The sequence below is a fragment of the Rathayibacter sp. AY1B6 genome, from assembly GCF_002932755.1.
Classification (GTDB): Bacteria; Actinomycetota; Actinomycetes; order Actinomycetales; family Microbacteriaceae; genus Rathayibacter.
In genome coordinates this window covers 107,810-132,293 of the sequence record NZ_PSWL01000007.1, presented here as the reverse complement: position 1 = coordinate 132,293, position 24,484 = coordinate 107,810, and the positions used below count along the sequence as shown (strand labels likewise).

The window sequence follows — 24,484 nt, the reverse complement described above, 5'->3', positions numbered from 1 at the left end:
CAACCTACGACCTCGAGTGCGCTCGAGGTCAAGCGGGAGCGGCCGGCTCAGCCGACCTCGCGGCTGAAGCCCAGGAGGGCTTCGGCGATGCGGGCGTCCGCCTCCTCGTGGCTGATGGTCGCCTCGCCGTCGCCCGCCTGCGGCCCGTACCACCCGAAGTCGGCGTGATTGGCGCCGTCGATCTCGACGAGGTCGGCGGAGGAGGGCAGCCGGACGCTCGCGTCGGCGACCTTCTCGGGGGTGCTGAGCCCGTCCTCCGATCCGCTGACGCTGAGGACGGGGAGCTCGGAGCCCGAGAGGTCGTTCGCGCAGTAGCTCCCGAGCAGCACCAGGCCCGCCACCGCCGGGTCCTCGGCCCACTGGCAGGCCTTCACACCGCCGAGGGAGTGGCCGCCGACGAGCCAGCGGTCGACGCCCTCGGCCTGGCCGGTGAAGGTCTCGAGGGAGCGCAGGTCGAAGAAGGCCAGGTGCAGGATCGGCCGCGTGATCACGACGGTCGCTCCGGCGTCGACGAGCGGAGCCAGAGTCGCCTCGTAGGAGGAGGCGTCGACCTTCGCCCCCGGGATGAAGACCAGGCCCGTGCCGGCCAGCTCGCCGGTCGAGGTCGGCGTCATCACGAGTGCATTGTCCGTGCGCTCGACGGCGACCGCCGGATCGGCGCGCACCCGTGCGAGGGCGTCCTCGTCCGGGCCGCTGACGATCGAGCTCCAGGTGAGGAAGCCGAGGACCGCGACTCCGAGCACTCCGCCGATGCTCGTGAGCACGACGCGGCGGCGCCTCATCGGGCTGCCGCGATCGCGTCGGCCGCCTGCACGAGGGCGAGGTGGGAGAGGGCCTGGGGGGTGTTGCCCGCGTGCCGGCGGCCCTCGACGTCGTACTCCTCCGAGAGGAGGCCCACGTCGTTGCAGAGCCCGACGAGCCGGTCCATGAGGGTCCGCGCGTCGGCGATCCGGCCGGAGTCGGCGTACTGCCGGACGAGCCAGAAGGAGCAGGCGAGGAAGGGGTGCTCCCCGCCGGCGAGGCCGTCGACCGAGGACTCGGTCCGGTAGCGGTGCAGCAGGCCGTCCTGGAGGAGCACGCGCTCCAGCTCGGCGACGGTGCCGAGCATCCGCGGGTCGTCGGGGCGGACGAAGCCGACCATCGGCAGGACCAGGAGCGACGCGTCGACCTCGGGGGAGCCGTAGGACTGCACGAAGTGGCCGCGCTCGGCGTCGTAGCCCTGGGCCTCGATCTCGGCGCGCACCTCGTCGCGGAGGCGCTCCCAGGTCTCGACCGGACCGGGCAGGCCGTTCTCGCGCACGGCGCGGACGCCGCGGTCCAGGGCCGCCCAGATCATCACTCGCGAGTGCGTGAAGTGGCGGGGCTCACCGCGGATCTCCCAGATGCCGTTGTCCGGCCGCTGCCAGTTGGTCTCGACGAAGCCCAGCAGGGCGCGCTGGAGCGGCCAGGAGAACTCCGTCTCGTCCACGCCGGCCACGCGGGCCTCGTGCAGCGCGACCATCACCTCGCCGATCACGTCCGCCTGGTACTGGTCGACGGCGGCGTTCCCGATCCGCACCGGGGAGGCGCCGTCGTAGCCGGGCAGGCTCGGCATCTCCCGCTCGGGCAGGTCGCGCTCGCCGGCGAGGCCGTACATGATCTGCACGTCCTCCGGGGCGCCCGCGACCGCGCGGAGCAGCCAGGCCCGCCACTTCTGCGCCTCCTGCTCGAACCCGTGCGCGAGAAGGGCCTGCAGGGTGAGCGAGGCGTCGCGGAGCCAGACGTAGCGGTAGTCCCAGTTGCGGGCGCCGCCGAACTGCTCCGGGAGCGAGGTGGTCGCCGCCGCGACGATGCCGCCGGTCTCGTCGTCGGTGAGGGCGCGGAGGGTCAGCAACGAGCGGACGACGGCGTCCCGGTGCGGGCCGTCGTAGTCGATGGCCGACGCCCACTCGGACCACCACGAGAGCGTGCGCTCGAGCGCGCGGTCGACGTCCAGGCGCTTGGGCGCCCGCTGGTGCGAGGGGAACCACGCCATCGAGAGGTCGACGACCGCGTCCGCGTCGACGTCGAACTCCGCGGCGTGGGCGTGGTCGACGGCCTTCAGCCGCACTCCGCGCACCACGACCGCGTCGGGGCCCGCGACGGCGACGAGCAGCGGGTCCTCGTCGGTCCCCTCCTGCCGCACCCAGGGCATGGTCCGGGCGTAGTCGAAGCGGATGCGCAGCTCCTGCCGCATCCGGACGGTCCCCGAGACTCCGCGCACCCGGCGCACCAGCTCGGCGCGCTCGTCGCGCAGCGGCATCACATCCACCACCTCGACCACGCCGGTCGGGGTCGTCCAGCGGGTGACCAGCGCGAGCGTGTCGCCGAGGTAGTGGCGCTCGCTCGTCGCCGCCCCGTCCACCGGCCGCAGCGACCAGCGCCCCTGGTCGTCGCCGCCGAGGAGGGCGCCGAAGACGGAGGCGGAGTCGAAGCGCGGCAGGCACAGCCAGTCGATCCCTCCGTCGCGGGAGACGAGAGCGGCTGTGCGGCAGTCGGAGAGGACGGCGTAGTCCTCGATCGGGGAGACCATGCGGCGATCCTCTCAGGTGCGGCTGTGGCCTCCCAGTCAAGGCGGAGCGGGGCTCTTCAGCGCGGCCGTAGGGTGAGCCGCATGGCACAGACCGTCTCGACCCTGCTCATCCTCGGAGCGACGGGGGACCTGTCCTCGCGGCTCCTCCTCCCCGCCGTCGGCCAGCTGCTGACCCGCGAGACCGACCGGAGGGTCCACCTCGTCGGAGCGGGACGCGAGGACTGGACCCAGGAGCACTGGCACGAGGTGCTGACCGCCTCCTTCGCCACCGTCGAGGCGCAGGGCGAGGGTGTAGACGCGCTCACCTCCGGCACGCGCTACCAGCAGGTGGACGTCACCGATCCGGAGGCGCTCGCCGCCCTGCTCGCGAGCTGCGACGGACCGGTGGCGGTCTACTTCGCTCTCCCGCCGGCGATCGCGGCGAAGGCCTGCGAGGCGCTCGCCGCCCACGACCTGCCGGAGGGCACCGTGCTGGCGCTGGAGAAGCCGTTCGGGACCGACGAGGCGAGCGCGCACGCCCTCAACGAGCGCCTCGCCGCGCTGGTCCCCGAGGACCGCATCCACCGCGTCGACCACTTCCTCGGCCGCGCGACCGTGATGAACGTGCTCGGCCTGCGCTTCGCGAACCGGATCCTCGAGCCGCTGTGGTCGGCCGAGCACATCGAGAGCGTCGAGATCGTCTACGACGAGCAGCTGGCCCTGGAGGGGCGGGCGAGCTACTACGACGGCGCGGGCGCGCTGACCGACATGATCCAGAGCCACCTGCTGCAGGTCCTCGCGGTGATCGCGATGGAGCCGCCGTCCTCGCTCGACGCGGCCGACCTCCGGGACGCGAAGTCGATCGTCCTGCGCGCCACGCGCCTGCACGGCGACGACCCCGCAGCGAGCTCGCGCCGTGCCCGCTACACGGCGGGGACGATCGACGGCCGTGAGCTGCCCGCCTACGCGGACGAGAAGGGTGTGGACCCCGCTCGCGGAACCGAGACGCTGGCCGAGCTGGTCGTCGAGATCGACACCTGGCGATGGGCCGGCGTGCCGTTCACCCTCCGCTCCGGCAAGGCGCTGGGGGAGCGGCGGCGCGAAGTGGTCATCCGCTTCAAGCCGGTGCCGCACCTGCCCCGCGGCTTCGTGGGCACCGAGGCGCCGTCCGTGCTGCGGCTGTTCCTCGCGCCCGACCAGATGTCGCTCGAGCTGAACATCAACGGCCCCGGCGACCCGTACACGCTCGAGCGCGCCTCGCTGGAGGCGACCTTCGGCGCGGGCGAGCTGCTCGCCTACGGCGAGGTCATCTCGGGGATCCTCGACGACGACCCGTCGCTCTCGGTCCGCGGGGACGCCGCCGAGGAGTGCTGGCGCATCGTGCAGCCCGCGATCGACGCGTGGCACGCGGACCGGGTGCCGCTCGACGAGTACCCGGCGGGCAGCGAGGGCCCCGAGAGCTGGCCGGCGGTCTGACGGGCGGCCGGGGGAGGGGCCGTCGCGGGGGATCCCGAGACGGCGGCGGTGCCGCCTCCTGGATCAGCACGAGGTGCGGCGGTGCCGCCCACTCGGTCAGCAGGAGGGGCCCGGTCAGGAGGAAGGGGCTCGGTGCCCGCTCGATCAGCGGGAAGGGCGACGTCGCTCGTCCGCTCGGCCGGAGGGCGATGCGGTCGGAGGGCGATGCGGTCGGCTCGACCGCGCGCGTCAGGAGCGGGTCGCGACGGGGGTGTCGACGGCGACGTCGGCAGGGGTCGGCTCCGCCCAGACGGCGATGGGCTTCGGCTCCCAGGTGAGGGCGGCCGGCTCCACCGGAGGAGTGGAGGCGCGCATCGCGGGGATCGCCTCGGTGACGGGGGACGAGGTCCGCTCGGCGCCGGCGCGGAGCTGCTCCTCCTGGATGGCGGCGGAGAGCTCGTGGGCGAGGGAGCGCGCGAGCATCCCGTGGAAGATCGGGTCGCGGTCGTCGTGGCTGCGGCGCGTGACGACCCAGGCGCCCTCGGATCCGACGAAGGCCGCGAGGCGGTCGTGGACGACGGCGAAGAGCTCGTCCTGAGTGAGGACGGGGGCCGCCTCGACGACCTCGGGGGCCGGCGTGCGACGCCTCAGACGAAACCTCATGACGAACCCCGTTTCCCGTGCCGGCAGCGACTGGGAACAGTGTCGCCGCCACCGCCTCGCGAGCCCGGCTGACACGCCGCCCCGCGGGGAGGCGGCGCGTCAGGAGGGCCTAGCGGTCGCGCTTCGCGCCGCGCTCCTCCGAGACGATCTTCTTGGAGTCGTAGGACACGGAGCCCAGGGCGACGGTGACCGAGATGGCCCAGCTGACCCACTGGAGGGCCAAGCGCCAGTCGCGCGGGCCCTTGCGCGTGGTCTGCAGGATCGACCAGCCGCCGACGATCGCGCTGATGACGCTGGAGTTGAGGATGAACTTGCGCATGCGTGTGCCTCCCGTGTTCACCCCGACGCTAGCGGGTGCGAAAGCTCTCAGAGGAACGCTTGACAGCACCGAGGGGTTGTCCCGCTACGGTGGATCGCCGCCGGGACCCGAATCCTCGAGCCGGGGCACGCCGAGGAGAACGGGAACGACATGCGCACGGCTGTGATCGGGGCGGTGCTGCTCGTCGTCGGGGCGGCGGCCGTCGTCACGGGGGTCCTCCCGATGGACGCGCTGGGCGAGCTGGTCGAGCGGACGGCGCCGATCCTCGGCTTCGTGGTCGCGGTGACCGTGGTCGCCGAGCTGGCCTCCGAGGCCGGCGTCTTCACGGTGGTCGCCGAGCGCTCCGCCGAGTGGGGCCGCGGGCGGACCGCGGTGCTCTGGCTGCTGGTGGTGGCGATGGCCGTCGTCAGCACGGTGTTCCTCTCGCTCGACACGACCGCCGTGCTCCTGACCCCGGTCGTGGTCCTGCTCGCGGCGCACGTGCGCGTCCCGCCCCTGCCCTTCGCGATGGCCACGGTCTGGCTGGCGAACTGCGCCTCCCTCCTCCTCCCCGTCTCGAACCTCACCAACCTGCTCGCGCAACGGCGCCTGGGGGTCGAGGGCCCCTTCGCCTTCGCCGCTCTGACCGCGGTCCCCGCGCTCGTCGCGGCCGTCGTGCCCGTGCTGATCCTCGCGATCCGCTACCGGCGCGAGTTGACCGGGCGCTACACCCCGGGGGAGCGCACGCCGGTGGAGGACCGGGTGCTGCTGGTCGGCGCGGGGATCGTCGTCGCGCTGCTCCTGCCGGCGCTCGTCTCGGGTCTCGAGGTGTGGATCCCGGCGACGGTCGCCGCCGCCGCGCTGATCGTCCTCTTCGCGGTGCGCCGTCCCGCGGCGCTCACGCCCGCCCTCCTGCCGTGGCAGCTCGTCGTCTTCGCGGCGGGCCTCTTCGTGGCGATGGAGGCGGCGCACCAGCTCGGGCTGGGCGCGGCGCTCGCCGTGGTCGCGGGCGAGGGGAGCGGGACGCTCGACCTGCTGCGCCTCGCCGGCTCCGGGGCCGTCGCCTCCAACCTGGTCGACAACCTGCCCGCCTACCTCGCCCTCGAGCCGGTCGCGGCGGATCCGCTCCGCCTGGTCGCCCTGCTGATCGGCGTGAACGCCGGACCGCTTATCACCCCGTGGGCCTCGCTCGCCACCCTGCTCTGGCACCAGAGGCTGACCGCGCTGGGCGTGCACGTCTCGTGGCGCCAGTACGCGCTCCTCGGACTCGTCGCCGTCGTCCCGACGGTGGGCGGAGCGACGCTCGCCCTCGCCCTCGTGCAGGGCTGATCCCCCGTCCCCCGCGCGGGGTCGGCTGATAGCCTCGACGGGCACGACGACGGCTCGACCGACGAAAAGGGACCCTCATTCCTCCGCACTCCGCTTCCTCCTCCTCCGCCGCTGACAGGACCGACGACGGGACCTCGGGAGGGAGCGAGCGCAACGCGTTCGTGGTCGTCTCGAACCGCCTGCCGGTGGACCGCGTCGTGGCCGAGGACGGCACCGCCTCCTGGAAGACCTCGCCCGGCGGGCTGGTCACCGCGCTCGAGCCCGTGATGCGCGCGAACGAGGGCGCCTGGGTCGGCTGGCCCGGCGTGGCCGACGAGGAGGTCGCCCCGTTCGTCGACAACGGCGTGCAGATCGTCCCCGTCGCCCTCAGCGCGCAGGAGCTCGAGGACTACTACGAGGGCTTCTCGAACGACACGCTGTGGCCGCTGTACCACGACGTGATCGCGCCCCCCACCTACCACCGCGACTGGTGGGACGCCTACGTGCGGGTCAACCAGCGCTTCGCCGAGGCGGCCGCGGCCGTGACGGAGGAGGACGGCGTGGTCTGGGTGCAGGACTACCAGCTCCAGCTCGTGCCGAAGATGCTGCGCGAGCTGCGCCCCGACGTCACGATCGGCTTCTTCAACCACATCCCGTTCCCGCCCTACGGGATCTTCGCGCAGCTCCCGTGGCGCCGGCAGATCGTCGAGGGCCTGCTCGGCGCCGACGTGATCGGCTTCCAGCGCCAGGGCGACGCGGGCAGCTTCCTCCGCGCGGTCCGGCGGCTGCTCGGCTACGACACCCGCAGCACGGTCGTCGAGGTCCCGGTCGAGGAGGAGGCCGTCGGCGGTACCCGCCGCGTCAACCGCTCGCGGCGCGGGGCGAGCGTGCGCCCGGTCGTCGCCCGGCACTTCCCGATCTCGATCGACTCCGCGTCCTTCGAGGCGATGGCGCGCACCCCCGAGATCCAGGCCCGCGCCGCCGAGATCCGCGCCGAGCTGGGCAACCCCGAGACGATCATGCTCGGCGTCGACCGGCTCGACTACACCAAGGGGATCGGCCACCGCCTGAAAGCGTTCGGCGAGCTCCTGGCCGACGGCCGCCTCACCTCGGAGGACGCGGTGCTGGTGCAGGTCGCGAGCCCGAGCCGCGAGCGCGTGGACACCTACCGGCAGCTGCGCGACGACATCGAGCTGCAGGTCGGCCGGATCAACGGCGACTACAGCACGCTCGGGCACCCGGCGATCAGCTACCTGCACCACGGCTACCCGCGCGAGGAGATGGTGGCGCTCTACCTCGCCGCCGACGTCATGCTCGTCACGGCGCTGCGCGACGGGATGAACCTCGTCGCGAAGGAGTACGTCGCCTCCCGCTTCGACAACGACGGCGTGCTCGTGCTGAGCGAGTTCGCCGGAGCGGCCGACGAGCTCAAGCAGGCCGTGCAGGTGAACCCGCACGACATCTCCGGGCTCAAGGACGCGATGGAGGCGTCGGCGCGGATGCCGCGCGTCGAGCGCACCCGGCGCATGCGCGCGCTCCGGCGCCGCGTGCTCGAGAACGACGTGGCGCGCTGGTCGGAGTCCTTCCTCTCCGCTCTCGCGGAGCACGCGGCCGGCCAGCAGCTCGACGTGCGCCCCGCCGCCCGCGGGCAGGAGGCGCCGCACGGCCAGGAGGCGGAGCACCGCGACGACGCGGCCCACGGGCAGGCGGCCGAGCTCGAGCGGGAGGCCGCTGGCGACCGCGAGCTCGACGGCGGCGCGCGATGAGCGAGGGAGTGCCCGAGCGGCTCGCGGCGGCGCTGCAGGAGCTCGCCGCGACCGACCGGCTCCTGGTGGCTCTCGACTTCGACGGCACCCTCGCGCCCGAGGTCGACGACCCCGCCCGCGCGCGGGCGCTCCCCGAGGCGCGCGAGGCCGTGCTGCGGCTCCTCGCCCTCCCCGGCACCCGGGTCGCGCTGGTCTCGGGCCGGGCGCTCGGGAGCCTGGAGGAGGTCTCGCAGCTGCCGGACGAGGCGCTGCTGGTCGGCTCCCACGGCATCGAGATCCGCCTCGACCCCGAGGGGGACGCGGTCCGGCTCGACGACGACGAGCTCGAGAAGGTCGGAGTGCTGGAGGACGTCCTGAAGGGCATCGCCCGCGGGATCGACAACGTCTGGATCGAGGACAAGCCCGCCGGCTTCGCCCTGCACACCCGCCTCGCGACCGAGCGCCACAGCCGCGTCGCCCACGTCGTCGCCCTCTCCGAGGCGCGCGCCGAGGTGCAGGGGGTCACCGTCCGCGAGGGCAAGAACGTCCTGGAGTTCTCGGTCCGCTCGACCACGAAGGGCGAGGCCGTGCAGCACCTCCGCCGCTACACCGGCGCGACCGCCGTGCTCTACGCGGGCGACGACGTGACGGACGAGGACGCCTTCGCGGTCCTCGGCTCCGGCGACGTCGGCATCAAGAGCGGCGAGGGCACCACCGCGGCCTCCTACCGGGTCCGCGGCCCCGAGCAGGTCGCGCACGCGCTCCGGCTGCTCGCCGACCTGCGCGCGGAGTAGCCGCTCCCTCCCGGCCCTCCGCGCCCGCGGTCCCGATCCGCCGACTCGCCGCGGACGGCCGTCCTCCGACGCGGGGAGCAGCCGTTCGCGACGAGTCGGCGCTCCGCGGGGACGCCCGCATCGGGTGCCGCTGCCGGGGGCCCGGGCCGGGACGGGTGCGCGGGCCGGTCCGGGTCCGCCCGGCGAGCAGGGGCACCGCGCGCGAGGCGGTAGCCTCATCGCATGCCGGAAATCGATTGGAAGCCCCGCTCGCGCACCGTCACGGACGGCATCGAGGCCACGACGTCGCGCGGGATGCTGCGGGCGGTCGGGATGGGCGATGACGACTGGGAGAAGCCCCAGATCGGCATCGCGTCCTCGTGGAACGAGATCACCCCCTGCAACCTCTCGCTCGAGCGCCTCGCGCGCTCCGCGAAGGAGGGCGTGCACTCGGGAGGCGGCTACCCGCTCCAGTTCGGCACCATCTCCGTCTCGGACGGCATCTCGATGGGCCACGAGGGCATGCACTTCTCGCTCGTCTCCCGCGAGGTCATCGCCGACTCCGTCGAGACCGTGATGATGGCCGAGCGCCTGGACGGCACCGTCATGCTGGCCGGCTGCGACAAGTCGCTGCCCGGCATGCTGATGGCCGCGGCCCGCCTCGACCTCGCCGCCGTGTTCGTCTACGCCGGCTCGATCGCCCCGGGCTGGGTCAAGCTGTCGGACGGCACCGAGAAGGACATCACGATCATCGACTCCTTCGAGGCCGTCGGCGGCGTCAAGGCCGGGATCATGTCCGAGGAGGACGCCAAGCGCATCGAGTGCGCCTTCGCCCCGGGCGAGGGCTCCTGCGGCGGCATGTACACCGCCAACACCATGGCCAGCGTCGCCGAGGCGCTCGGCATGAGCCTGCCCGGCTCCGCCTCGCCCGCCGCGGCCGACCGCCGCCGCGACTACTTCGCCCGCAAGTCCGGCGAGGCCGTCGTCGAGCTGCTGCGCAACGGCACCACGGCCCGCGACATCCTCACCAAGGAGGCGTTCGAGAACGCGATCGCGGTGGCGATGGCCTTCGGCGGCTCCACCAACGTCATCCTGCACCTGCTCGCGATCGCCAACGAGGCCGAGGTCGACCTCACGATCGACGACTTCAACCGCATCGGCGACACGATCCCGCACATCGGCGACCTCAAGCCCTTCGGCAAGTACGTCATGAACGACGTCGACCGCCACGGCGGCGTCCCGGCCGTGATGAAGGCGCTCCTGGACGCCGGGCTGCTGCACGGCGACTGCCTGACGGTCACCGGCAGGACGGTCGCCGAGAACCTCGCCGCGATGGACATCGCCCCGCTGGACGGCGAGGTCATCCGCACCCTCGACAACCCGATCCACGCCACCGGCGGGCTCACCATCCTCAAGGGCTCGCTCGCCCCCGAGGGCGCGGTCGTCAAGACCGCCGGGTTCGACGCCTCCGTCTTCGAGGGTCCGGCCCGCGTGTTCGAGCGCGAGCGCGCCGCGATGGACGCGCTCACCGAGGGGCGGATCCAGAAGGGCGACGTGGTGGTCATCCGCTACGAGGGCCCCAAGGGCGGCCCCGGCATGCGCGAGATGCTCGCCATCACCGCCGCCATCAAGGGGGCCGGGCTCGGAAAAGATGTACTACTGTTGACGGACGGACGATTCTCAGGCGGCACAACCGGCCTGTGCATCGGCCACATAGCTCCCGAATCGGTGGACGCAGGTCCCATCGCATTCGTTCGCGACGGAGACCCGATTCGGGTCGACATCGCCGCTCGCTCGATCGACCTACTCGTCGACGAGTCCGAGCTCGCCGCCCGCCGAGAAGGCTGGGCCCCTCTCCCTCCGCGCTACACCCGCGGTGTCCTCGCCAAGTACGCCAAGCTCGTCCGCTCGGCAGCCGAGGGCGCCGTCACCGGGTGACCCGGCCCGCTCCGGCCGGCCGCGCACTCGCGTTCCCGGGCACTCGCCTCCGGCTCTGCCCGCCGCCGCACCACCTCCTGAAGGAATCGACACCCGCATGACTCCGGATCCGTCCGCCGTGCAGCCCGCACCGACGCCCCAGCCACCCCGACCCGCCCACGCTCCTGGGGCCGCCCCCGCGGCCGAGGTCCTCACCGGAGCGCAGGCGGTCGTCCGCTCGCTCGAGATGCTCGGGATCGAGGACGTCTTCGGCCTGCCCGGAGGCGCGATCCTCCCGGTCTACGACCCGCTGATGGACTCCTCGAAGATCCGGCACATCCTGGTCCGCCACGAGCAGGGCGCCGGCCACGCCGCCGAGGGCTACGCCTCGGCGACCGGCAAGCTCGGCGTGTGCATCGCGACCTCGGGCCCCGGAGCGACCAACCTGGTCACCGCGATCGCGGACGCCTACATGGACTCGGTCCCGATGCTCGCGATCACCGGCCAGGTGTTCTCGACGCTCATGGGGACCGACGCGTTCCAGGAGGCGGACATCGTCGGCATCACGATGCCGATCACGAAGCACTCCATCCTCGTGACGCGCCCCGAGGACATCCCCTCGGCCCTCGCCTCCGCCGCGCTGATCGCCACCACCGGCCGCCCCGGCCCCGTGCTGGTCGACATCACGAAGGACGCGCAGCAGGACCAGGCGCCGTTCCTCTGGCCGCCGAAGATCGACCTGCCCGGGTACCGCCCGGTCACGAAGGCCCACGGCAAGCAGATCCAGGCCGCGGCCCAGCTGCTGGTCGAGTCGAGGAAGCCGGTGCTCTACGTGGGCGGCGGCATCATCCGCGCCCGCGCGGCGGCCGAGCTGAAGGCGTTCGCCGAGGCCTGCGGCGCCCCCGTGGTGACCACGCTGATGGCGCGCGGCGCGTTCCCCGACTCGCACGAGCAGCACCTGGGCATGCCCGGCATGCACGGCACCGTCCCCGCGGTGCTCGCGCTGCAGGAGGCGGACCTGATCCTCGCGCTGGGCTCGCGCTTCGACGACCGCGTGACCGGCAAGGCGGCGCTCTTCGCGCCCCACGCCAAGGTCGTGCACGTCGACATCGACCCGGCCGAGATCTCCAAGATCCGCACCGCCGACGTGCCGATCGTGGGCGACCTCAAGGACGTCCTCCCGGACCTCACCGACGCGTTCGCCAAGGCCTCCGCCGACGGCCGCGCCGACACCTCCGAGTGGTGGAGCTACCTCAAGGGCCTCCAGAAGGAGTTCCCCCTCGGCTACACCGAGCCCGACGACGGCCTGCTCTCCCCGCAGTACGTCATCAAGCGCATCGGCGAGATCACCGGCCCCGAGGGCGTCTTCGCCTCCGGCGTCGGCCAGCACCAGATGTGGGCGGCGCAGTTCATCAAGTACGAGCGCCCCAACTCGTGGCTCAACTCCGGCGGCGCCGGCACCATGGGCTACTCCGTGCCTGCGGCGATGGGCGCCAAGGTCGGCGAGCCCGAGCGCACCGTGTGGGCGATCGACGGCGACGGCTGCTTCCAGATGACCAATCAGGAGCTCGCCACCTGCACGATCAACGACATCCCGATCAAGGTCGCGGTGATCAACAACTCCTCGCTCGGCATGGTGCGCCAGTGGCAGACCCTGTTCTACGAGGGCCGCTACTCGAACACCGACCTCAACACGGGTCACGACACCGTCCGGGTGCCCGACTTCGTGAAGCTCGCCGACGCGTACGGCGCGCTCGGCATCCGCGTCACGAAGCCGGAGGAGATCGACGACGCCATCCGCCTCGCCATCGCCACGAACGACCGGCCCGTGGTGATCGACTTCGTCGTCAGCCGCGACTCCATGGTCTGGCCGATGGTCCCTCAGGGCGTCTCCAACAGCTACGTCCAGTACGCCCGAGACCACAGCCCGACCTGGGACGACGAGGAGTAGACCCGCATGACGCACCACGTTCTCTCCCTGCTCGTCGAGGACAAGCCGGGACTGCTCACCCGTGTCGCCGGGCTGTTCGCCCGCCGCGGCTTCAACATCGAGTCGCTGGCGGTCGGTCCGACCGAGCTGGCCGGGCTCTCGCGCATCACGGTCGCCGTGGACGTCGAGGACCTGCCGCTCGAGCAGGTCACGAAGCAGCTCAACAAGCTCGTCAACGTGATCAAGATCGTCGAGCTCGACACCGACCAGTCGGTCCAGCGCGAGCACCTGCTCGTCAAGGTCCGCGTCGACAACGTCACGCGCTCGCAGGTGCTCGAGGCCGTCACGCTCTTCCGCGCCCGCGTGGTCGACGTCGCGACGGACGCCCTGGTGATCGAGGTCACCGGCGACACCGGCAAGACCAACGCGTTCCTGCGGGTGATCGAGCCCTACGGCATCAAGGAGATCGCGCAGTCGGGCCTGCTCGCCATCGGGCGCGGCTCCAAGTCGATCACCGAGCGCGTCTTCAAGAACTGACCGAACTCTCCTCTACAGAAAAGGACTCACCACGTGACCGAGCTCATCTACGACGCCGACGCCGACCTCTCCATCATCCAGTCCAAGAAGGTCGCGATCGTCGGCTACGGCTCGCAGGGCCACGCGCACGCGCAGAACCTCCGCGACTCCGGCGTCCAGGTCGTCATCGCGCTGAAGGAGGGGTCGAAGTCGACCGCCAAAGCCGAGGACGACGGCTTCGAGGTCAAGAGCGTCGCCGACGCCGCGGCCTGGGCCGACCTGATCATGATCCTCGCGCCGGACCAGCACCAGCGCGCGATCTACAGCGAGCAGATCGCCTCCGCGCTGACCGAGGGCAAGACCCTCGCCTTCGCCCACGGCTTCAACATCCGCTTCGGCTACATCGAGGCGCCCGCCGGCGTCGACGTCATCCTCATCGCGCCGAAGGCCCCGGGCCACACCGTGCGCCGCGAGTTCGTCGCCGGCCGCGGCATCCCGGACATCATCGCCGTCGAGAACGACGCGACCGGCACCGCCTGGGAGACCGCCAAGTCCTACGCGAAGGCCATCGGCGGCACCCGCGCCGGCGTCATCAAGACCACCTTCACGGAGGAGACCGAGACCGACCTGTTCGGCGAGCAGGCCGTGCTCTGCGGCGGCACCTCGCAGCTCGTCCAGTACGGCTTCGAGACCCTCGTCGAGGCCGGGTACCAGCCGGAGATCGCCTACTTCGAGGTGCTGCACGAGCTCAAGCTCATCGTCGACCTCATGTGGGAGGGCGGCATCGCCAAGCAGCGCTGGAGCGTCTCCGACACCGCCGAGTACGGCGACTACGTCTCCGGCCCGCGCGTCATCGACCCGCGCGTGAAGGAGAACATGAAGGCCGTCCTCGGCGACATCCAGAGCGGCGCCTTCGCGAAGCGCTTCATCGGCGACCAGGACGCGGGCGGACCCGAGTTCCAGGAGCTGCGCGCCAAGGGCGAGAAGCACCCGATCGAGGAGACCGGCCGCGAGCTGCGCAAGCTCTTCGCCTGGAAGCAGACCGACGAGGACTACACCGACGGCAGCGTCGCGCGCTAGTCGCACCGCGTCGACCGGGGGAGCCCCGGTCCGACGAGGGACCCGACCACCGGGACCCCCTCGCCGGGCCGGGGCTCCTCCGCGTCCGGGGCGCGGCTACCGCTCGAGTTCGCGGACGAGACGGCGGAGACCGCCCTTCGGCGGGACGAGGACGGGGTCCGGCCACCGGGGCGAGAGGTGGTCGCCGAGCGTCACCCGGCGCAGCTTGCGGCCGACGAGGGGGAGGACCCAGTCGGCGGCCCAGCGGCGCTGCTCGCGCAGCCGCGCGCGGAGGCGGAGCGGCTCGGGGGCGTCCCACGGCCCGGTCGAGATCGTGTGCGGCACGCCGAGCGCGTCGAGCACACGACCGGCGAGGACGCGGTGGCCGCGCTTGGAGAGGTGCATCCGGTCGGGCGACCAGAGCACGGGGGAGTGGAACTCGCGCATCGCCCAGTAGTCGACGAGGATCGCGCCCCGCTCGCGGGCGATCCGGCGGACGGCGCTGTTGTAGAGGTGGTTGCGGCGCAGGAACATCCGCGGGGCGGGCAGTCCCGGGATGTCGACGCCGGTGAAGAGCACGAGGGAGGCGCCGGTGGTCGCGAGCGCGTCGACGAGCGCCTCGTAGCGGGTGATCAGATCGACCGTGTCGGTGCCGAGGTCGAGGATGTCGTTGCCGCCGGCGTAGAGCGTGACCAGGGTGGGGCGGAGCGCGAGGGCGGGCGCGAGCTGGTCCTCGGTGATCTGGGCGAGGCGCTTCGAGCGGATGGCGAGGTTCGCGTACTCCCAGCCCGGCTCGGCCTTCGCCAGGCGCTCGGCGACACGGTCGGCCCAGCCGCGCACGCCGTTCGGCAGGCGCGGGTGCGGATCGCCGACCCCCTCCGTGAAGGAGTCGCCGAGGGCGACGAAGCGGCGGCGGCGGTCGTCCATCCGCTCAGCCTCGCCCCCGGGGGAGGACGCGGGGTGTCCGCCGGGTGTCGGGGAGGCGGCGGCGGGCTCCGAGCCTCCTGCGAGGTGCGCGCGGCTAGGGTGTTGCGGTGATCGATGGTGGACCGGGCCGCTCCCCGGAGGACGACGACGCGGCGATCCCGCCGGTGGACCGCGGGCCGGACACCGGCCCGGAGGACGACGCCGACGACGAGGCCCTGGAGTGGGCGGGCGAGGGCGCGGACCCGACGCTCGCCGCGGGGACGGCGCGCGTGCGCCGGACGACCCGCACGGTCGCCGGGGCGGGCACGGCGGACGACGGCTCGGACGACGACGACTCCGACGACGAGGACTCCGCCGACGAAGCGGCCTCCTCCTCCGCTCTGCTGATCGCGGCGGGCATCGCGGCCGGACTCTACCTCCTGTACGCCATCGCCTGGGCGATCACGGCGACGCGGCAGTCGCCGGTCGCCGCGGCCGGCTTCGCGGGCGATGCGCTCGGCGGCGCCCTCTACTCGCTCGGGCTCTGGCTGGCCGTGCTGGCGCCGCCGGTGTGGTTCGCCGTGGTGCTCCTCGCCACCCGCGACGCCCGGGTGCGCACCCGCGTGCTCTGGCTGGTCGCGGGCCTCGTCCTCCTCGCTCCGCTGCCGTTCCTGAAGGGGGCGTGATGACCGACTCGACCCGGGCCACCCTCGGCGGGACCGGCCGCCGCGACCGGCCCGGCCGGCGCCTGGCGGCCTCCGTCCTCGTCGCCGTGGTGTTCGCGCTCTTCTTCGCCTGGGACGTCTGGGAGGCGGTCGGCAACCTGATCGGCCTGCGAAGCTACGCAGCCTCCCTCGGCACCGATCTGAATCCGACGGGCTGGACGGTGCTCCTGCTCGGCCTGGTGCTGCCGGTCGCCTGCTTCGTCGCCGCCGTCCTGCTCGGGCGCCGCCGGGGGCTCCCGGCGCGCGTCGGACTGCTCGCGGCGGCGCTCTGCCTCTCGGCGGCGCTCTCGCTCGACGTGCAGCTCGTCCTCGGCGTCGAGAGCCTGGTCTCGCTGAGCTGACCGGCGGCGTCACACGGCGCGGGGCGCGCGCACCCCTCCGCTACAGTGTCGGGGGGCTGCCGACCCCCCGCCTCGGTGCCCGTTCCGTCCCCTCTCCGAAGGAAGCGCCTCTCGTGACAAAGCCGGTCGTCCTGATCGCCGAAGAACTCTCGCCCGCCACCGTGGACGCGCTCGGTCCCGACTTCGAGATCCGCTCCGTGGACGGCACCGACCGCCCGGCTCTGCTCGAGGCCCTCGCTACCGCGCACGCGATCCTCGTGCGCTCCGCGACGCAGGTCGACGCGGAGGCGATCGCCGCGGCCCCCTCCCTCCAGGTGATCGCCCGCGCCGGGGTGGGCCTGGACAACGTCGACATCACCGCCGCGACCGCTGCGGGCGTCATGGTCGTGAACGCGCCGACCTCGAACATCATCTCGGCGGCCGAGCTCACCGTCGGACACATCCTGAGCCTCGCCCGCCACATCCCCGCCGCGCACAGCGCGCTCGCGCAGGGCCTCTGGAAGCGCTCGAAGTACACCGGCGTCGAGCTCTACGAGAAGACCGTCGGCATCATCGGCCTCGGCCGCATCGGCGCGCTGATCACCGCGCGCCTGCAGGCCTTCGGCGTGAACGTCGTCGCCTACGACCCCTACGTGACCAGCGCCCGCGCGCAGCAGCTCGGCGTCACGCTCCTCTCCCTCGAGGAGCTGCTGGCCGAGAGCGACTTCATCACGATCCACATGCCGAGGACGCCCGAGACGACGGGCATGATCTCGGACGAGCAGCTGGCGCTGATGAAGCCGTCGGCGTTCATCGTGAACGTGGCCCGCGGCGGCCTCATCGACGAGGACGCGCTGCACCGCGCGCTCGTCGCGAAGACCATCGCCGGCGCCGGACTCGACGTGTTCGTGAAGGAGCCGCCGACCGGCTCGCCGCTGCTCGCCCTCGAGAACGTGGTCGTCACTCCGCACCTCGGGGCCTCGACCGACGAGGCGCAGGAGAAGGCGGGCGTCTCGGTCGCCCGCTCGGTGCGCCTCGCGCTCTCGGGCGAGCTCGTGCCGGACGCCGTGAACGTCGCCGGCGGCGTGATCGACGAGTACGTGCGCCCCGGCATCCCGCTGGTCGAGAAGCTCGGCCAGGTCTTCTCGGGCCTCGCGGACTCGCCGGTCACCTCCATCGACATCGAGGTGCGCGGCGAGCTCGCCGGCTACGACGTGAAGGTCCTCAAGCTCGCGGCGCTCAAGGGCGTGTTCACCAACGTGGTCTCGGAGACGGTGTCCTACGTCAACGCGCCGGTGCTCGCGGAGCAGCGCGGCATCGAGGTGCGCCTGATCACGGAGCCGGTCTCGGACGAGTACCGCAACGTGATCACGCTGCGCGGCGCTCTCTCCGACGGCTCGCAGATCTCGGTCTCGGGCACGCTGACCGGCACCAAGCAGGTCGAGAAGATCGTGGCGATCAACGGCTACGACGTCGAGGTCCCCCTCGCGAAGCACCTCGTCGTGATGAGCTACGTCGACCGCCCCGGGATCGTCGCGGTCTACGGCCGCGAGTTCGGCGACGCCTCGGTCAACATCGCGGGCATGCAGATCGCGCGCACCGAGGCGGGCGGCAAGGCCCTCTCGGTGATCACCATCGACTCTCCCGCCCCCGACGGCCTGCTCGAGAAGGTCCGCGTCGCGATCGACGCCGATCTCATGCAGGAGATCGACATCACCGAGCAGTGAGCTCGCGGCGGTTCGCTCAGGTCGACGTCTTCGGCGCCGCGCCGTTCCGGGGCAACCCGGTGGCGGTCGTCGTGGACGGCGACGGGGTGGGCGACGCGGCGATGGCGGAGTTCGCGCGCTGGACGAACCTCTCCGAGACGACCTTCCTCCTCCGTCCCCGCGACCCCGCGGCCGACTACCGGCTGCGGATCTTCACGCCGGGCGGGGAGCTGCCCTTCGCCGGGCACCCCACCCTCGGGAGCGCGCACGCCTGGCTCGCGGCCGGAGGGACGGCCCGCGCGGCCGGGGAGCTAGTGCAGGAGTGCGCCGCGGGCCTCGTCCGGCTGCGGGTGACGGAGGAGGGCATCGCCTTCGCCGCGCCGCCCCGGCTGCGGACCGGACCGGTCGACGAGGCGACGCTCCAGCGGGTGGCCGCGGCGCTGCGGATCCCGCGCGCGGAGATCCTCGACCACGAGTGGGTCGACAACGGTCCCGGCTGGCTGGCCGTGCGGCTCGCCTCGGCGGAGCAGGTCCTCGCGCTGCGGCCGGACCAGGCGCTGCTCGCAGGGCTCCCCGTCGGCGTCGTGGGCGAGCATCCGGCGGGAGACGGGTGCGCGATCGAGGTGCGGGCGTTCATCCCGGACGCCGGAGTGGCCGAGGACCCGGTGACGGGCAGCCTCAACGCGGGGATCGCCCAGTGGCTGATCGGCAGCGGTGTGCTGCCCGAGCGCTACACCGCGGCCCAGGGAGCGGCGATCGGCCGCGCCGGGCGGGTGCGCGTCGAGGGCGCGGGCGGCGAGATCTGGATCGGCGGCGCGACGGTGACCCTGATCGACGGGGTCGTCGAGCTGTAGCGGGTCCGCCGGGGGCGGCGCGGCTCAGCTCCCGAGGAGGCGCTGGACGACCGCGAGGACGTCCTCGGCCTCGCCGCGCGACTGCGTGCCCGTGGGGAGCAGCGCGGAGTTGTAGTAGAGCCCGTCGCTCATCAGGACGATCGCGCGGGCGACGAGCGGGTCGCCCACGGCGGCGGCGACCACCTCGTTCCAGCTGTCGTGGATCCGCGCGAGGCCGCCGCTGGCGCGCTCGTCGTGACCCTGCGCGATGCGCGAGACGGCGAGGATCGTGCGGTCGAAGGCCGAGTCGGCGGCGAAGGAGGTGCGCAGAAGGTAGGCGACCACGCCCTCGGGAGCGGCGAGGCTCTGCGCGACGTCCTCCTCCCGCCGCGCGTCGAGGCGCTGCAGGAGCCCGTCGACGAGGGCGTCCTTCGAGGGGAAGTGGTAGAGCAGCCCGCCCTTGGAGACTCCGGCCTCACGGGCGACGGCGTCGAGGGTCGCGGCGCGCTCGCCCTGCTCGGTGAGGAGCTGCTCGAACGCGTCGAGGACGCGGTCGCGGGCGGGGGCGGGAGGCACGACGACCATCCTACGGCGGATCGGTGGCGACTGTACCGGCTGGACGGTATACTCGCTCCGTTCTCCTCCCGAAAGGTCGTCCCCGTGTCCGCGCGCACCGCTCCCGTCTCCACCCACGACACCACCGGCGCCGCCGAGCGGGTCGGGCGACGCGCCTGGGTGGCGCTCGCGGTGCTGATGCTCCCGGTGCTGCTGGTCTCGGTCGACAACACGGTGCTGAACTTCGCGCTCCCCTCGATCGCCGAGGACCTGGGCCCCACCGGCACCGAGCTGCTGTGGATCGTCGACGCCTACCCGCTGGTGCTCGCGGGCCTGCTGGTGGCGATGGGCAGTCTGGGCGACCGCGTCGGGCGACGGCGCCTCCTCTTGGTCGGCGCGGTCGGCTTCGCCGCCGTCTCGGTCGTGGCCGCGTTCGCTCCCACCGCCGCGGCGCTCATCGGCGCCCGCGCGGCGCTGGGCTTCTTCGGCGCGATGCTGATGCCCTCGACGCTGTCGCTCCTGCGCAGCGTCTTCCCGAACCGCGACCAGCGCCGCCTGGCGATCGCGATCTGGGCGACCGGCTTCGCAGTGGGCTCGGGCATCGGCCCGCTCGTCGGCGGAGTGCTGCTCGAGCACTTCCCCTGGGGGTCGGTGTTCCTGCTCGCGGTGCCCGTGCTGCTCCCGCTCGTGGTCCTCGTGCCGATCCTGGTGCCGGAGTCGCGCGACCCGCAGCCCGGCCCGGTCGACGTGGTCAGCATCCTGCTGTCGCTGGCGACCATGGCGCCCGTCGTCTACGCGGTGAAGTCCTTCGCCGAGCACGGGATCGATGCGGTCGGCGTCGCGGCGCTCGTCGTGGGCGTCGTCTCGGGAGTGCTGTTCGTCCGCCGCCAGCAGCGCCGGGTCTCGCCGATGCTCGACCTCTCGCTCTTCCGCCGCGGCTCGTTCAGCGCAGCGATCGTGGTCAACCTGCTCAGCGTGACCGCGCTGGTCGGCGGGCTCTTCTTCCTGTCGCAGCACCTGCAGCTCGTGGTCGGGCTCTCGCCCCTGGAGGCGGGCCTCGTGCTCGTGCCGGGCCTCGCCGTGATGATCCTGGCCGGGCTGGGCGTGGTGCCGATCGCGCGCCGCGTCGCTCCGCGCCTCGTCGTGCCGGCCGGACTGCTGGTCTCGGCCGTCGGCTACATCCTGCTGGCCCTCGGCAGCGGGGCGCCCGGAGGAGCGTCGGCGCTCACCGTCGCGGTCGCCTTCGCGTTCCTCGGCCTGGGCATCGGCGCGGCCGAGACGGTGTCGAACGAGCTGATCCTGGCCAACGCGCCCGCCGACAAGGCCGGCGCCGCCTCCGCAGTCTCCGAGACCGCCTACGAGCTCGGCGCCGTCCTCGGCACCGCGACGCTCGGGACCGTCCTCACCGCCGTGTACCGCGGGGGAGTCGTGCTGCCCGAGGGCCTCGACGCCGCGCAGGCGCAGCGGGCCGGAGAGACCCTCGGCGGCGCCGTCTCGGTCGCCGTCGAGCTGCCCGCCGACTCCGCCGCGAGCCTCGTCGCGTCGGCGAGCGCGGCGTTCGACTCGGGCGTCGGCTGGTCGGCCTGGCTGGGCGTCGTCCTCGTGCTGGCCGCCGCCGCGGTCGGCGCCTGGCGCCTCCGCCGGAGCTGACGCTCCTCCGCTCCTCCCGCGGGAGGCCGCCCGGCGGGGGGCGCGTGCCCCGGACCGCGGCGCGGGCGGGCCGCGAGTACGCTGAGGGGACTCCGACCCCGTACGCCTGAGGACCGCCATGCCCCGCACCGTGAAGCTCGCCGTCATCCCCGGAGACGGGATCGGGCCCGAGGTGACCGCCGAGGCCGTCAAGGTCCTCGACGCCGTCACCGCCGACTCCGACTTTGTGCTCGAGACGACCACCTTCTCGCTCGGGGCCGCCCGCTACCTCGAGACCGGCGACGTCCTCACCGACGAGGACCTCGCGGCGATCGCGGGGCACGACGCGATCCTCCTCGGCGCCGTCGGCGGAGCACCGGGCGACCCCCGCCTCCGGGACGCGAACATCGAGCGCGGGCTGCTGCTGCGGCTGCGCTTCGAGCTCGACCACTACGTCAACCTGCGGCCCACCCGTCTCTACGCGGGCGTCCCCTCGCCGCTCGCGGCTCCCGGCGAGGTCGACTTCGTGGTCGTCCGCGAGGGCACGGAGGGGCCCTACGTCGGCACCGGCGGCTCGATCCGGCAGGGCACTCCGCACGAGGTCGCCAACGAGGTGTCGGTCAACACCGCCTACGGGGTCGAGCGCGTCGTCCGCCACGCGTTCGAGCTCGCCCGCGCCCGCCGCTCCCGGCTGACCCTCGTTCACAAGACGAACGTCCTCGTCTTCTCCGGCTCGCTCTGGAAGCGGATCGTCGACGAGGTGGGGGCCGCCTTCGAGGACGTGGCCGTCGACTACCTCCACGTGGACGCCGCTACGATCTTCCTCGTGACCGACCCTGCTAGGTTCGACGTCATCGTCACCGACAACCTCTTCGGCGACATCCTGACCGATCTGGCCGGCGCGATCAGCGGCGGCATCGGACTCGCGGCCTCGGGCAACATCAACCCCGACGGCGCGTTCCCCAGCATGTTCGAGCCGGTCCACGGATCCGCGCCCGACATCGCCGGACGGCAGCTCGCCGACCCGACCGCCGCGATCCTCTCGGCGGCGATGCTGCTGGACCACCTCGGCCGGAGCGACGAGGCCGCCCGCGTCACCGCGGCCGTGACCGCCGACATCGAGTCGCGCGACGGCACCCCGCGCTCCACGGCCGCGATCGGCGACTCCGTCGTCGCCCGCCTCCGCTGATCCCCCGCAGAAGGACACCACCACGATGAGCACCGACTCCGCCCCCGCCGACCTCGCCTTCGAGGTGACCGCCGCTCCCGCGCCCCGCTCCGAGGAGGAGCGCGCCCGGATCCTCGCGAACCCGGGCTTCGGCATGCACTTCACCGACCACATGGTCGGCCTCCGCTGGACCCGCGCGGACGGCTGGCACGACGCCCGCGTCGAGCCCTACGGTCCGCTCGCGCTCGACCCCGCCGCCGCCGTCCTGCACTACGCGCAGGAGATCTTCGAGGGCATGAAGGCCTACCGCCACGAGGACGGCTCCGTCTGGACCTTCCGCCCCGAGGCGAACGCGCGGCGCCTGCAGCGCTCGGCCCGCCGCCTCGCGCTGCCGGAGCTCCCCACGGACCTCTTCGTCGAGTCGCTGCGGCAGCTGATCGCCGTCGACGGCGACTGGGTCCCCTCGGAGCCGGAGACCAGCCTGTACCTGCGCCCGTTCATGTTCGCGCAGGAGGCGTTCCTCGGCGTGCGCGCGGCCGAGGACGTCGGCTACTACGTGATCGCCAGCCCCGCCGGCGCCTACTTCTCCGGCGGCGTCGCCCCCGTGTCGATCTGGCTCTCCACCTCCTACGCCCGGGCGGGCAAGGGCGGCACCGGGGCGGCGAAGACGGGTGGCAACTACGCCTCCTCCCTCCTCCCGCAGCAGGAGGCCTACAGCCACGGCTGCGCGCAGGTCCTCTTCCTCGACTCGCAGGAGTCGCAGTGGATCGAGGAGCTCGGCGGCATGAACGTGGTCCTGGTCAAGAAGGACGGCACGCTGGTGACCCCGGAGTCGGACTCGATCCTCGAGGGCATCACGCGCGACAGCGTCCTGCAGCTCGCCGAGGACCGCGGCCACCGCGTCGAGCGGCGCCGCGTGAGCATCGACGAGTGGCGGGACGGAGTGGCCTCCGGCGACGTGGTCGAGGTGTTCGCCTGCGGGACCGCCGCCGTGATCACCCCGATCGCCGAGCTCAAGGGCGAGGGCTTCTCCGTCGGCCGCGAAGGCGCGCCCGCAGGGGAGCTCACGATGTCGCTCCGCGAGGAGCTGACCGGCATCCAGTACGGACGCCGCGAGGACACGCACGGATGGATGACGAGGCTGGACGCATGAAGATCGCACGATTCGCCACGCAGCGCGACGGGGACAACGGGGGAGCGATCCACTTCGGGATCGTGGACGAGGACGACCTGGTCGTGCTCGCCGGCGACCCGATGTTCGCCGGGTTCGACACCACGGGGGAGCGCATCCCGATCGCGGAGGCGAAGCTCCTCGCGCCGGTGATCCCGCGCTCCAAGGTCGTCGGCATCGGCAAGAACTACGCCGACCACGCGGCAGAGATGGGCGGCGACGCCCCGGCGGAGCCGCTGGTGTTCCTCAAGCCGAACACGTCGGTCATCGGACCGGACGAGGCGATCGTCCTCCCCGAGGACAGCCAGCAGGTGGAGTTCGAGGGCGAGCTGGCGATCGTGATCGGCGCCGTGGCCCGCAACGTCCGCGCGGAGGACTACGAGGACGTGGTCTTCGGGTACACGATCGCCAACGACGTCACCGCGCGCGACCTCCAGCGCTCCGACGGCCAGTGGGCGCGGGCGAAGGGCTACGACACCTTCTGCCCGCTCGGCCCGGTCATCGAGACCGAGTTCGTCTGGAACGAGAGCGCCATCGAGACGCGCGTCAACGGGCGCGTGCAGCAGTCGGGCAGCACCGGCGACATGATCCACGGGGTGCCCGAGCTCGTGGCCTACGTCTCGCGCATCTTCACGCTGCTCCCCGGGGACGTGATCCTCACCGGGACGCCCGCCGGCGTCGGGCCGATCGCGAACGGGGACACCGTCGCGGTGGACGTCGAGGGCATCGGCACGCTGTTCAACCCGGTGGTCGTCCGGCGCTGAGCCCGGGTCCTCCTCGGCGCAGCGACGTCGCCGGCCCGCGCGGATCCTCGGATCCCGCGGGCCGGACGCGTCCGAGCGGGACGTCAGTCGGTGCTCGCCGGGTCGCTGCCGACGGCGCCCTCGGTCTCGTCGGGCAGGTCGGCGTCGCCGGAGACGGTGTCTCCTCCGCTGTCGCCGTCGGTCACGGCGTCGGTGACGCCGCGGTCGATCGCGGTGCCCCCGGGAGCGGCCCCCGCGGCGGAGGCGTCGGCCGCGTCCTCGCCGGGCAGCACCGTCTGCGCGCCGCCGGTGTTCGGGACGGCGTCGCCGCCGGATCCGGGAAGGTCCTTGTTCACGTTCTGGTCGGCCATGTCGGCTCCTCTCGTCGGTGCTCCAGCCCAGCACGCGACGAGTCCCTCCGCAGGACGTTGACAGCGCGGCCACGGGCGGGCAGAGGCGGGCCGCGAGGGCGGACGACGCTCCTTCACCGTGCTCCCCGGCGCTGTCAAGCGGACTGCCTCCGGGGCGGTCTGG

At 72.9% G+C, this 24,484-nt stretch carries 23 protein-coding genes; 16 read left to right on the top strand and 7 right to left on the bottom strand.

Features of this window, described 5'->3' with window-relative positions:
• Positions 1 to 47 precede the first annotated feature (47 nt).
• The gene (locus tag C5D08_RS05570) at positions 48 to 782 is read right to left on the bottom strand and encodes an alpha/beta hydrolase (protein WP_104276184.1); all 735 of its coding nucleotides are present in this window, start codon (positions 780 to 782) and stop codon (positions 48 to 50) included.
• Entirely contained in the window at positions 779 to 2,551 is a 1,773-nt protein-coding gene (locus C5D08_RS05565; RefSeq protein WP_104276183.1) for a glycoside hydrolase family 15 protein, read from the bottom strand. Before C5D08_RS05565 ends, C5D08_RS05570 begins: the two co-directional genes overlap by 4 nt.
• 81 nt (positions 2,552 to 2,632) lie before the next feature.
• On the opposite strand from C5D08_RS05565, the gene C5D08_RS05560 reads away from it, so the two are divergent.
• Complete coding sequence (locus C5D08_RS05560; RefSeq protein ID WP_181110049.1) at positions 2,633 to 4,006, top strand: glucose-6-phosphate dehydrogenase; 1,374 nt, start codon at positions 2,633 to 2,635, stop codon at positions 4,004 to 4,006.
• A 228-nt stretch (positions 4,007 to 4,234) separates the two neighbouring features.
• Here the strand turns inward: C5D08_RS05560 and C5D08_RS05555 are convergent, their stop codons facing one another.
• On the bottom strand, positions 4,235 to 4,648 hold the full coding sequence (locus C5D08_RS05555; RefSeq protein ID WP_104276181.1) for a hypothetical protein: 414 nt from the start codon (positions 4,646 to 4,648) through the stop codon (positions 4,235 to 4,237).
• A 109-nt stretch (positions 4,649 to 4,757) separates the two neighbouring features.
• Complete coding sequence (locus C5D08_RS05550; RefSeq protein ID WP_104276180.1) at positions 4,758 to 4,967, bottom strand: hypothetical protein; 210 nt, start codon at positions 4,965 to 4,967, stop codon at positions 4,758 to 4,760.
• A gap of 150 nt (positions 4,968 to 5,117) precedes the next feature.
• On the opposite strand from C5D08_RS05550, the gene C5D08_RS05545 reads away from it, so the two are divergent.
• The 7 genes from C5D08_RS05545 to ilvC all read left to right on the top strand — a co-directional run bounded on the left by C5D08_RS05545 (position 5,118) and on the right by ilvC (position 14,215).
• Positions 5,118 to 6,275, top strand: coding sequence for an SLC13 family permease (locus tag C5D08_RS05545; RefSeq protein ID WP_104276179.1), 1,158 nt, complete (start codon positions 5,118 to 5,120; stop codon positions 6,273 to 6,275).
• 161 nt (positions 6,276 to 6,436) lie between these two features.
• Entirely contained in the window at positions 6,437 to 8,020 is a 1,584-nt protein-coding gene (locus C5D08_RS05540; protein WP_104276178.1) for a trehalose-6-phosphate synthase, read from the top strand.
• Complete coding sequence (gene otsB / locus C5D08_RS05535; RefSeq protein ID WP_104276177.1) at positions 8,017 to 8,793, top strand: trehalose-phosphatase; 777 nt, start codon at positions 8,017 to 8,019, stop codon at positions 8,791 to 8,793. The genes C5D08_RS05540 and otsB overlap by 4 nt, the downstream gene beginning before the upstream one ends.
• 222 nt (positions 8,794 to 9,015) lie before the next feature.
• Positions 9,016 to 10,710, top strand: coding sequence for a dihydroxy-acid dehydratase (gene ilvD, locus C5D08_RS05530; RefSeq protein ID WP_104276176.1), 1,695 nt, complete (start codon positions 9,016 to 9,018; stop codon positions 10,708 to 10,710).
• 97 nt (positions 10,711 to 10,807) lie between these two features.
• A complete protein-coding gene (locus tag C5D08_RS05525; protein WP_104276175.1) occupies positions 10,808 to 12,640 on the top strand; it encodes an acetolactate synthase large subunit in 1,833 nt (610 codons plus the stop codon).
• 6 nt (positions 12,641 to 12,646) lie between these two features.
• Positions 12,647 to 13,156 carry an acetolactate synthase small subunit gene (gene ilvN / locus C5D08_RS05520; RefSeq protein WP_104223540.1) on the top strand — a complete coding sequence of 170 codons (510 nt, stop codon included), beginning with the start codon at positions 12,647 to 12,649 and terminating at the stop codon, positions 13,154 to 13,156.
• A gap of 33 nt (positions 13,157 to 13,189) precedes the next feature.
• Positions 13,190 to 14,215, top strand: a complete 1,026-nt coding sequence (ilvC, locus tag C5D08_RS05515) for a ketol-acid reductoisomerase (protein ID WP_104223539.1) — start codon at positions 13,190 to 13,192, stop codon at positions 14,213 to 14,215.
• 96 nt (positions 14,216 to 14,311) lie between these two features.
• Here ilvC and C5D08_RS05510 read toward each other — a convergent pair whose 3' ends face one another.
• Positions 14,312 to 15,121: an SGNH/GDSL hydrolase family protein gene (locus C5D08_RS05510; RefSeq protein ID WP_104276174.1), complete on the bottom strand. Its 810-nt coding sequence runs from the start codon at positions 15,119 to 15,121 to the stop codon at positions 14,312 to 14,314.
• Positions 15,122 to 15,228: 107 nt separating this feature from the next.
• Between C5D08_RS05510 and C5D08_RS05505 the strand changes: the two genes are divergently transcribed.
• From C5D08_RS05505 to C5D08_RS05490, 4 genes are all read left to right on the top strand, one after another.
• Entirely contained in the window at positions 15,229 to 15,786 is a 558-nt protein-coding gene (locus tag C5D08_RS05505; protein ID WP_104276173.1) for a hypothetical protein, read from the top strand.
• Positions 15,786 to 16,166: a hypothetical protein gene (locus C5D08_RS05500; protein WP_104276172.1), complete on the top strand. Its 381-nt coding sequence runs from the start codon at positions 15,786 to 15,788 to the stop codon at positions 16,164 to 16,166. Before C5D08_RS05505 ends, C5D08_RS05500 begins: the two co-directional genes overlap by 1 nt.
• Positions 16,167 to 16,279: 113 nt before the next feature.
• Positions 16,280 to 17,872: a phosphoglycerate dehydrogenase gene (gene serA / locus C5D08_RS05495; protein WP_104276171.1), complete on the top strand. Its 1,593-nt coding sequence runs from the start codon at positions 16,280 to 16,282 to the stop codon at positions 17,870 to 17,872.
• Positions 17,869 to 18,705, top strand: a complete 837-nt coding sequence (locus C5D08_RS05490; protein WP_104276170.1) for a PhzF family phenazine biosynthesis protein — start codon at positions 17,869 to 17,871, stop codon at positions 18,703 to 18,705. Before serA ends, C5D08_RS05490 begins: the two co-directional genes overlap by 4 nt.
• A 24-nt stretch (positions 18,706 to 18,729) precedes the next feature.
• On the opposite strand, the gene C5D08_RS05485 is transcribed toward C5D08_RS05490, so the two are convergent.
• Positions 18,730 to 19,260 carry a TetR/AcrR family transcriptional regulator gene (locus tag C5D08_RS05485; RefSeq protein ID WP_258065031.1) on the bottom strand — a complete coding sequence of 177 codons (531 nt, stop codon included), beginning with the start codon at positions 19,258 to 19,260 and terminating at the stop codon, positions 18,730 to 18,732.
• Positions 19,261 to 19,344: 84 nt separating this feature from the next.
• Here C5D08_RS05485 and C5D08_RS05480 point away from each other — a divergent pair, with 84 nt between their 5' ends.
• From C5D08_RS05480 to C5D08_RS05465, 4 genes are all read left to right on the top strand, one after another.
• On the top strand, positions 19,345 to 20,889 hold the full coding sequence (locus C5D08_RS05480) for an MFS transporter (RefSeq protein WP_258067327.1): 1,545 nt from the start codon (positions 19,345 to 19,347) through the stop codon (positions 20,887 to 20,889).
• 118 nt (positions 20,890 to 21,007) lie between these two features.
• Positions 21,008 to 22,057: a 3-isopropylmalate dehydrogenase gene (locus C5D08_RS05475; RefSeq protein ID WP_104276168.1), complete on the top strand. Its 1,050-nt coding sequence runs from the start codon at positions 21,008 to 21,010 to the stop codon at positions 22,055 to 22,057.
• Positions 22,058 to 22,082: 25 nt separating this feature from the next.
• Positions 22,083 to 23,189 carry a branched-chain amino acid aminotransferase gene (locus C5D08_RS05470; RefSeq protein WP_104276167.1) on the top strand — a complete coding sequence of 369 codons (1,107 nt, stop codon included), beginning with the start codon at positions 22,083 to 22,085 and terminating at the stop codon, positions 23,187 to 23,189.
• Complete coding sequence (locus C5D08_RS05465) at positions 23,186 to 23,971, top strand: fumarylacetoacetate hydrolase family protein (RefSeq protein WP_104233223.1); 786 nt, start codon at positions 23,186 to 23,188, stop codon at positions 23,969 to 23,971. Before C5D08_RS05470 ends, C5D08_RS05465 begins: the two co-directional genes overlap by 4 nt.
• A gap of 83 nt (positions 23,972 to 24,054) precedes the next feature.
• On the opposite strand, the gene C5D08_RS05460 is transcribed toward C5D08_RS05465, so the two are convergent.
• Positions 24,055 to 24,321, bottom strand: a complete 267-nt coding sequence (locus C5D08_RS05460) for a hypothetical protein (protein ID WP_104276166.1) — start codon at positions 24,319 to 24,321, stop codon at positions 24,055 to 24,057.
• Between the last annotated feature and the right edge of the window lie 163 nt (positions 24,322 to 24,484).

Coding starts and splice junctions, on each gene's coding strand:
- C5D08_RS05475 (WP_104276168.1), top strand. CDS start 21,008: ATGCCCCGCACCGTGAAGCTCGCCGTCATCCCCGGAGACGGGATCGGG.
- ilvD (WP_104276176.1), top strand. CDS start 9,016: ATGCCGGAAATCGATTGGAAGCCCCGCTCGCGCACCGTCACGGACGGC.
- C5D08_RS05545 (WP_104276179.1), top strand. CDS start 5,118: ATGCGCACGGCTGTGATCGGGGCGGTGCTGCTCGTCGTCGGGGCGGCG.
- C5D08_RS05460 (WP_104276166.1), bottom strand. CDS start 24,321: ATGGCCGACCAGAACGTGAACAAGGACCTTCCCGGATCCGGCGGCGAC.
- C5D08_RS05565 (WP_104276183.1), bottom strand. CDS start 2,551: ATGGTCTCCCCGATCGAGGACTACGCCGTCCTCTCCGACTGCCGCACA.
- otsB (WP_104276177.1), top strand. CDS start 8,017: ATGAGCGAGGGAGTGCCCGAGCGGCTCGCGGCGGCGCTGCAGGAGCTC.
- C5D08_RS05500 (WP_104276172.1), top strand. CDS start 15,786: ATGACCGACTCGACCCGGGCCACCCTCGGCGGGACCGGCCGCCGCGAC.
- C5D08_RS05560 (WP_181110049.1), top strand. CDS start 2,633: ATGGCACAGACCGTCTCGACCCTGCTCATCCTCGGAGCGACGGGGGAC.
- C5D08_RS05550 (WP_104276180.1), bottom strand. CDS start 4,967: ATGCGCAAGTTCATCCTCAACTCCAGCGTCATCAGCGCGATCGTCGGC.
- C5D08_RS05525 (WP_104276175.1), top strand. CDS start 10,808: ATGACTCCGGATCCGTCCGCCGTGCAGCCCGCACCGACGCCCCAGCCA.
- C5D08_RS05465 (WP_104233223.1), top strand. CDS start 23,186: ATGAAGATCGCACGATTCGCCACGCAGCGCGACGGGGACAACGGGGGA.
- C5D08_RS05510 (WP_104276174.1), bottom strand. CDS start 15,121: ATGGACGACCGCCGCCGCCGCTTCGTCGCCCTCGGCGACTCCTTCACG.
- C5D08_RS05570 (WP_104276184.1), bottom strand. CDS start 782: ATGAGGCGCCGCCGCGTCGTGCTCACGAGCATCGGCGGAGTGCTCGGA.
- C5D08_RS05470 (WP_104276167.1), top strand. CDS start 22,083: ATGAGCACCGACTCCGCCCCCGCCGACCTCGCCTTCGAGGTGACCGCC.
- ilvN (WP_104223540.1), top strand. CDS start 12,647: ATGACGCACCACGTTCTCTCCCTGCTCGTCGAGGACAAGCCGGGACTG.
- C5D08_RS05555 (WP_104276181.1), bottom strand. CDS start 4,648: ATGAGGTTTCGTCTGAGGCGTCGCACGCCGGCCCCCGAGGTCGTCGAG.